Annotated in this window: 9 protein-coding genes; 7 read left to right on the top strand and 2 right to left on the bottom strand. The window is 68.8% G+C overall.

Annotated features, from left to right (window positions below; genetic code table 11):
• The 6 genes from QZV94_RS20990 to QZV94_RS20965 all read left to right on the top strand — a co-directional run.
• Positions 1–602: SLC13 family permease (locus QZV94_RS20990; protein WP_293681498.1), on the top strand; the 602-nt coding region annotated here is incomplete at its 5' end.
• Positions 603–931: 329 nt separating this feature from the next.
• Positions 932–1,306, top strand: coding sequence for a hypothetical protein (locus QZV94_RS20985; RefSeq protein ID WP_293681496.1), 375 nt, complete (start codon positions 932–934; stop codon positions 1,304–1,306).
• Between the two features lie 236 nt (positions 1,307–1,542).
• A complete protein-coding gene (locus tag QZV94_RS20980; protein ID WP_293681494.1) occupies positions 1,543–1,986 on the top strand; it encodes a MarR family transcriptional regulator in 444 nt (147 codons plus the stop codon).
• 93 nt (positions 1,987–2,079) lie between these two features.
• Positions 2,080–2,370 carry a hypothetical protein gene (locus QZV94_RS20975; protein ID WP_293681492.1) on the top strand — a complete coding sequence of 97 codons (291 nt, stop codon included), beginning with the start codon at positions 2,080–2,082 and terminating at the stop codon, positions 2,368–2,370.
• Positions 2,367–3,140, top strand: a complete 774-nt coding sequence (locus QZV94_RS20970; RefSeq protein ID WP_293681490.1) for a universal stress protein — start codon at positions 2,367–2,369, stop codon at positions 3,138–3,140. The genes QZV94_RS20975 and QZV94_RS20970 overlap by 4 nt, the downstream gene beginning before the upstream one ends.
• Before the next feature lie 159 nt (positions 3,141–3,299).
• Entirely contained in the window at positions 3,300–3,587 is a 288-nt protein-coding gene (locus QZV94_RS20965) for a hypothetical protein (RefSeq protein WP_293681488.1), read from the top strand.
• A gap of 2 nt (positions 3,588–3,589) precedes the next feature.
• Here the strand turns inward: QZV94_RS20965 and QZV94_RS20960 are convergent, their stop codons facing one another.
• A complete protein-coding gene (locus QZV94_RS20960; RefSeq protein ID WP_293681486.1) occupies positions 3,590–5,026 on the bottom strand; it encodes a trehalose-6-phosphate synthase in 1,437 nt (478 codons plus the stop codon).
• 29 nt (positions 5,027–5,055) lie between these two features.
• Positions 5,056–6,219 (bottom strand): mechanosensitive ion channel family protein, encoded by a 1,164-nt coding sequence (locus tag QZV94_RS20955; RefSeq protein ID WP_293681484.1) that lies wholly within the window; start codon positions 6,217–6,219, stop codon positions 5,056–5,058.
• A gap of 620 nt (positions 6,220–6,839) precedes the next feature.
• On the opposite strand from QZV94_RS20955, the gene nhaA reads away from it, so the two are divergent.
• A partial coding sequence (gene nhaA / locus QZV94_RS20950; protein ID WP_293681482.1) for a Na+/H+ antiporter NhaA occupies positions 6,840–7,481 on the top strand: 642 nt, incomplete at its 3' end.

The following is a 7,481-nucleotide window of genomic DNA, read 5'->3' as shown; positions in this document are numbered from 1 at the left end:
GGCCGCTCGACTTGAAGCGCGGCCTGGCTGCTCTGGGCGTGTTCCTGGGCGTCGTCGTCACCGCAGCCATCGGCGTGGCCCCAATAGCGGCCACGGCCTTCACTGGCGCCGTGATCCTGATCCTCGGCCGCGTGATCAGCGCGGACCAGGCCTATCGTGGCTTGCGGCCTGAGATCCTCATCCTCATCGCGGGGATGGTCGTTGTGGGGCTGTCGCTGGAGCTCTCCGGCCTTGCCGCGGCGGCCACGAACGCCCTGACGGGCGTCGTGCAGACGCTCGGCCCGCACGGCGCGATGGTCCTGCTCTATGGCGCGACCCTTCTGCTGACGGAGATCCTCTCCAACGCCGCCGTCGCCGTGCTGGTCACCCCCATCGCCGTGGCGCTTGCCGAGAGCCTGGGGGTCAGCACCCAGCCGTTCATCGTCTCGGTGATGATGGCGGCCAGCGCCGCCTTCGCCACGCCCTTCGGCTACCAGACCAATGTCCTGGTCTATGAGATCGGCCGCTACAGCTACATGGACTTCGTCCGCGTCGGCCTGCCGCTCAACCTGTTGACCTGGGTCGTGGCCGCGTTCGCGATCCCGGCCTTCTTCCCCTTCTGACGCCAGCCCGCGGGCCCTCGGTCCGGCAAGGCGAAGCGCATGGGAACCTGCACCGCCGTGCCCGCCACGGGCTGTCCGTCGCGGGTCATCGTGCGCATGCAGGAGCGACGGCTCATACGCAACGCCGCATCACCGAAGTCGCCTGCTCCCAAGGGCGCGGGAACGGGAGATAGGCCGCCCCCTCTCCCATTCTGGCCGGCCCTTCCCACGCAAAATTGATCGATGCACGATGTATCCGCAGCGTGCTACTCGCGGCTTGGGCACAGGCCGCCGGGGATGACGTTGAGGTCTCACCTCCAGGAAAAGTCGGGACGGCGTCGGACGCAGCCATGCCGCTGAACCGCGAGATGACCGGCCTGGTCCGCCAGCACATTCGGTCCGTGTGGACCCTGGAGCTGCTGCTCCTGATGCGATCCCGTCCGGACTACGCCTGGTCAGCGCCGGAGCTCGTCCAGGAGCTGCGCGCCTCCTCGTATCTCGTCGCGAGCAACTTGGAAGGCCTGACGCAGGCGGGCCTGGTGCTCGCCGAGGACGAGTCGCGCTATCGCTACGCGCCGGCCAACGATGTGTTGGCGGCCTTCGCCGACGCCGTGGAGGCCGCGTACCGGCAACGTCCCGTGGCGATCATCAACCTGATCTCCGCGCCGGAAGATCCCGTGCAGGCCCTGGCGGACGCCTTCAAGCTCAAGGGTCGCGACCGATGAGCGCCGCGGCCCCCTATGGGACCGCCGGTGGCTGGGCCCTTGCGGCGTGCTGCGCCATCTGCCGACGGGCTAGGTCGGGCAGGAGCCTTCTCAGCCCTCGTGCACGGGCGTGAGCCAGCCGCCGCTTGCCCGGCGCGCGGACTTGCGCCTTCATGCGAGTCGCAACCTCAAGGCGGGAGATTTCATCCTTGACCGCCGCCGTGCCCCCCGGATCTCACCGCAACCCCCGGAGGAAGTTGAAGACGGAGGAGTATCAGGCGCTGGGCGCCTTCCGTCAGGCGCTACGCGAGTTCCTGGCGTTCAGCGGCGCGGGCTCGCGGGCGCTTGGCCTTAGTCCTCAGCAACATCAGGCCCTGCTCGCTGTGCGCGCCCACGTGGGGGTCGAACCGATGTCCATCGGTGAACTTGCTGACTGCCTGCTGATCAAGAACCACAGCGCTGTCGGCCTCGTGGCCCGGCTCGTGGAGCGGGGGCTGATGGTTCGCACGCCCTCGACCTTCGACCGCCGTCGCGTCGTGCTGTCCCTGACCCCCGATGCGGTGGAGCAACTGGAGACCATCTCGCGCAGCAACCTCGGCGAACTCAATCGCGCGTCCGACATCTTCCGCGAATTAATGGGCGCTCTGCGCCACCTCGACGCCGACGGGCTGCTGGACCGGACGCCGCCGGCGAAGGACTGAGTCCACCGACCGCTCACGTCATCGTCATGCCTAATATGCATCTCTGGACGATATATTGGCGCATCCGCGAATTCATGGAAGGAAGCGCCCCGCGTGAAGACGGTTTTGCTCGCCCACGGTGACAGCAGCGTCCTGGAGCGACTCGCTCTTGCCTTCAGCGACCTTGGCTACGACGTGGTCGGGCTGGCCCGCACGGCCCGCGAGGCCGTGGTCCTGGCCGGTCGTCCGGGCGTGACGTTCGCCCTGGTCGGCGAGCGGCTGGCGGGCCGGCGGCACGGCGCGGAGCTGCGGCGCGTGCTCGCTGAGACCTGGGGCATCGATTGCGCCCCCCTCGCCGACGACTTCGATCCCGCCAGCACGCCACTGCCGGCAGCCGGACCTTGAGTCCCCTCGTCGGCCCGGTGATCGCCTGTGTCGACGGCTCCGCCCACACCGGCGGAGTCTGCGGAGCCGCCTCGTGGCTCGCCGAGCGCATGGAAGCCGGAGTCGAACTCCTCCATCTCGAGGATGACGCACCGCAGACCAGACGGCCCGGTGGCTCGGGCCCGGTCGCCGACCGCGACGTGCGCTGGGCCCAGGTCATCGACAAGGCCGCAAGCGACGTTGTCCAAGCCGGCGCCCAACTGACCGAGATCCTGACCGGAAGAGGCGCCTTCCTCGACGCCGCGACCCGTGTGTCCCGCCGGGCCGGGATGCTCGTGGTCGGACGGCGCGGCCTCAGCTCGCCGCCCTATTCGCTGCGCCTTGGCGCCCACGTGGGAGCGATCCTCCGGTCCGCCGAATGCCCGGTGTGCCTCACACCCGAGTCGGTGGCCCCGCCCCGTCAGGCGTTGGTGCTCCTCGACGCAAATCACGCTGTCGAGGCGATGACGGAATTCCTGGCCGGCCACCCCGCCCTCGACGGGCTCCCCTGCGAGGTGGCCGCGTTCGGGACGACGCGTCGCGGTCTGCGGCCTGGGCTCCGTCCGCTGGCGGAGCATCCCCATCAGGCGCTGGAATCCTTCCTGAGGGAACGCGACTGCGACGTCGTCGTCCTGCCCCGCGCGGCTCTCCTTGGCGATCCCCGTCGCCGCGAGTTCGAAGGGCTGCTTTCTGAGCTGAACGTGACCGCACTGCTTCCGGGCCGCGGGCGGCTCCGGATCCCAGGGTTCTGACGCCGCGGCGTCGTCTCGCACGCAACCGTGAAATAGCATCGTCTTACGATCTGACCTCGAACTGGTAAGTTGCATGGCGTCAGCGGTCCTTCCCGGCGGCGGTGTCCAACCCGGACTACCGCCGCCCGCGTCGGTTCGCGGGGCGACGGACGGAGGAGCATGCGCACGTCTCGGAAGCCGCCGTTCACCGCCGTACTGCCCGTGGCCCTGGCCCTCGGCCTTGGTGGCTGCGAGGCGACGGAATCGCCGGCCGTGGTCGCTGGAATCGCGGATGTCCCGCCTGCACTCGACATCCGGCCCGCCGCAGATGCACCGCCCGCCACGTGCTGGACCCGGACCACGCTGGCCGCTCCGGATCCAGCCACCGCCGCAGTCGTGGAGGACGGCGTTGGTGGCGCGCAACTGATCGCGATGGCGCGTCTCTGTTTCCGTGCGGGAGACTCGTGACCTTAGGCCGTAGGCGCCGTCGAACGGGTGTCCCCGACCGCGACCCGCGGCGGCGTCGCCGGGGCAGGCGCCTCGCGCAGAGCGGCTACGAAGGCGTCGCGCCACGCCTCGACAGGCGTGCGCCGCACCTCGGCCATCAGGTCGCGCCAACGCGACTTGCGCTCCATGAGCGGCATCGCCAGGCCTCGCCGGATGGCCTCGGCCACATCCTCGCGGCTCATCGGATTCACGATCAGGGCGGCGCGGAGCTGAGCCGCCGCTCCGGCAAACTCCGAGAGCACCAGGACCCCTGGATCGTCCGGGTCCTGGGCGGCGACGTACTCCTTGGCCACCAGGTTCATGCCGTCTCGCAGGGGGGTGACGAGGCCCAGCGCGGCCGCCCGGTACATGCCGGCAAGCTCATCGCGTCGATAGGCGCGGTTCACGTAGCGCAGCGGAACCCAGTCCATGGTGGCGAAGGCGCCGTTGATCCGCCCGCTGACGGTGTCAAGGCGCGCGCGGAGATCCTTGTACGCCTCGACCTCCTCGCGGCTGAGAGTGGCGATCTGGAGAAGGAAGAGCTTCTCGTGCAGCTCCGGATGGTCCGCGAGGAGTTGCTCATAGGCCAGGAACCGTTCCTCGAGCCCCTTGGAATAGTCGAGCCGATCCACGCCCAGGATCACCTGCCGCCCCGCTGCGCTCGCCGCCAGGCGCGCGGCGGTCTCGGCCGCCGCCTCGGACCGGGTAGCCGCCTCGAAAGCCTCCACGTCGAGTCCGATCGGGAAGGCCCCGATCCGGGAGGCACGTCCCAGCGCCCGCACCGATCCGTCGGCGGCTACCGAGCCCTTGGCCGTCTGCACGATGTAGTCAGCGAACGCGTCGCGGAAGTCCTCTGCCTGGAAGCCGATCAGGTCGTAGTCCAGCAGGGCGGTGACGAGCTCCCGGTGCCGGGGCAGTGTGGTGAAGGTGCGCCGGCCCGGCCAAGGAATGTGGAGGAAGAAGCCGATCCGGTTGCGCACGCCGAGTGCGCGCAGCTCGCGCGCCAGGAGCGCGAGATGATAGTCCTGCACCCAGATGAAGTCGTCGGGCTGGATCAAGGGCGCCAGGGCCTGGGCAAAGCGGGCATTGCCGCGCTGGTAGCCGGCGTCGAAAGACCGCTCGTAGGCGGTCAGGTCCGTCCGGTAGTGGAACAGCGGCCATAAGGTGCGGTTGGCGTAGCCGTTATAGTACTCGTTGCGGTCCTGCTCATCGAGGTCGACCGTCGCGATCGTGATCCCGGCGTGGCGTTCGACCCGCAGCTGGCCGGTATAGCTGTCCACGGTCTGGCCGCTCCAGCCGAACCAAACGCCCGAGAATTCGCGCAGCGCGGCGCCCAAGGCCATGGCCAAGCCTCCGACCGATCCTGCGCCGGCGTCGGTCGGCGGGCTCACCCGGTTCGAAACAACGATGAGACGGCCCATCTGCCTGTCCCCCTATCCCGCAAACTCGGTCAATGCCGCGCCAGCTCGGAGATCTGCCCTTCCGGCAGGACCACCTTCATGTGTGGGAACGGAATCTCGACGCCGGCGTCGTCGAAGGCGTGCTTGATGCGCCGGTTGTACTCCCGACCGACGGTCCATTGTTCGAGCGGGCGGGTCTTGATCCGCCCCTTCAGGACCACACCGCTGTCGGCGAGATTATCGACCCCCACCACCTCGATTGGTTCGAGAATCTTGTCCCCGAAGGCGGGGTCGGCCCGCAGCTCATCCCCGACCTGGCGCATGAGCTCGAGCGCCTGGTCGATGCTGGAGCCATAGGAGATCTGCAGGTCGAAGACGCAGTAGGAGAAGGTCTTTGTCAGGTTGTGCACCACCTGCGCCTCGCCATAGGGGAAGACGTGCAGCGTCCCGTCGAAGTCGCGCAGCCGGATCGTGCGCAGGGTCATCTCCTCGACCAGGCCGCCGGAGTCGCCGATCCGCACGATGTCACCCACCGAAACGATGTCCTCCACCACCAGGAACAACCCCGTCAGGAAGTCCTTCACCAGCGTCTGGGCCCCGAAGCCGATGGCGATGCCGACGACGCCAGCGCCCGCCAGCAGCGGCCCGATCTTCACGCCCAGTTCGCCGAGCCCCATCATCAGCGCCAGGACCAGGATCGTTATGTGCGCGACCCCCTGGAGCAGCGGCCCCAGCGTGCGCAACTGCCCCTGCCGGCGGCGCGTCTCGGCATGCGCGGCCAGCCGCCCGACGCCGTAGCCCACCAGGTAGCCCGCAAGCTCCATGAGCAGCACTGTCACGAGGGTTAGGCCGGCGAGTCGGATGCCCGTGGCAACGGTCGCCTCGCCCAGTGTCGCCCCCAGCCACACCAGCGGTCGCACGCCCCAGACGTTGGCGACTGCTGCAAAGACGCCCACCCCGACCATGAGCCGCAGGGCCCAGACGAAGAGCCGCGCCACACGGCTTGTCCGCACCTGCTTGTCCGCCGTGGACCGGCCGGGCACGAGGCGCGCCACCCGGGCCACGCCTCGCCGACCGACATAAAGCACGACCATGCCGACGCCCACGGCCGAAAGACTGAGCACGACGTTCAGGACGGCCTCTGCGGGTGAGAGGGCCGTGAAATAGGTCTGCATGGCGCCCCAGGTCTCGAGAAGACGTTCGCTGGCGGTCATGCGGTTCGGTTCCTTTCCGGGGTGCGAGCGGGCCGCCCGAGCGACGAGGATCTCCCGGCAAGCCCAGAGAAACGGCGCGCTCAACGCGCGCCGGAGTCGACGGCCGCGCTGGAGGGATGCGGCCCTGGCCGGGAAGCCGCCAACCTAGAGGCCCGCGAGGCCGCCTGTCGACCCCATGGCGCATTATATCTCGACACGATCTTGTTATGCCGCGGCGATGCAGCGACCGTTCGTGTTCGGCCCTCACGCGTGCGTGAATTCTGATCGTGTTACGATCTGATTCCGAGACGTCAGAGAGACGGCGGGTGTCTTCTGATCCGGTCGCGGCGTCTCACGCGCCTTGCTGAGGTCGCGAGCCTTACCCCGTTGCCCAAGGGACGGCGCGCGTCACGCCGGACCCGTCAACGGGCGGGATCCCACCGCCGAAGCGCGTCGGGGGCCAGGTCGGTCTCCGACATCTATTGCGCGATGTTGGCGGGTTCGCGAGAACCGTAAAGGGGCTCGATGGTTGTACCCGTCCAGGCGCGAGCAGCGGGACGCACATCCTGGGCGATTTCACCGGAGACGCAGAACTGAACCCGCGCCGGCTTTTCCGAGCTGTTCGTCGTCGCTCCTCTGCGATGCGCGCCTTTCTGCGTGGCGAGGCTGCGGGTGGCCTGGTGCTCATGACGGCGGCCGCGGCGGGCCTCATCGCCGCCAACGCCCCGCTCGCGACCTCGTACTTCGAAGTCCTGCATGCGTACGCCGGTCCTCTCAGCGTCCTGCACTGGATCAACGACGGGCTTATGGCCGTGTTCTTCCTGATCATCGGGCTTGAGGTGAAGCGCGAGCTGATCGACGGCCAGCTTTCGACCTGGCCGCGCCGCATCTTGCCCGGCGCCGCGGCGATCGGCGGCATGCTGATCCCAGCCCTGGTCTACCTGGCGTTCGCGCGGGAAACGCCGGGCGCCGTCAAGGGATGGGCGACGCCGGCAGCGACAGATATCGCCTTCACGCTCGGCGTGCTCGCTCTGCTCGGGCGCCGCGTGCCCGTGTCCCTGAAGATCTTCGTCACGGCGCTGGCGATCGTCGACGATCTCGGGGCCGTGGCGAGCATCGCCGTCTTCTACACAGCCCAGCTTTCCCTACCGTGGCTGGGCGCGGCCGGACTGATCGTTGCGGGCCTCGCTGGCCTCAACCGCCTCCGAGTGCGCGCGCTTTGGCCTTACATGGCGGGCGGCCTCCTCCTATGGATCTGCGTGCTCCAGTCCGGCGTGCACGCC

The sequence above is a fragment of the uncultured Phenylobacterium sp. genome (assembly GCF_902826855.1).
Classification (GTDB): domain Bacteria; phylum Pseudomonadota; class Alphaproteobacteria; order Caulobacterales; family Caulobacteraceae; genus Phenylobacterium.
This window is presented reverse-complemented; position numbering and strand designations above follow the sequence as displayed.

What these genes read in the sequence shown, in the direction of transcription:
- QZV94_RS20985 (WP_293681496.1), top strand. Translation starts at nt 932, where the DNA reads ATGCCGCTGAACCGCGAGATGACCGGCCTGGTCCGCCAGCACATTCGG.
- QZV94_RS20965 (WP_293681488.1), top strand. Translation starts at nt 3,300, where the DNA reads ATGCGCACGTCTCGGAAGCCGCCGTTCACCGCCGTACTGCCCGTGGCC.
- QZV94_RS20960 (WP_293681486.1), bottom strand. Translation starts at nt 5,026, where the DNA reads ATGGGCCGTCTCATCGTTGTTTCGAACCGGGTGAGCCCGCCGACCGAC.
- QZV94_RS20955 (WP_293681484.1), bottom strand. Translation starts at nt 6,219, where the DNA reads ATGACCGCCAGCGAACGTCTTCTCGAGACCTGGGGCGCCATGCAGACC.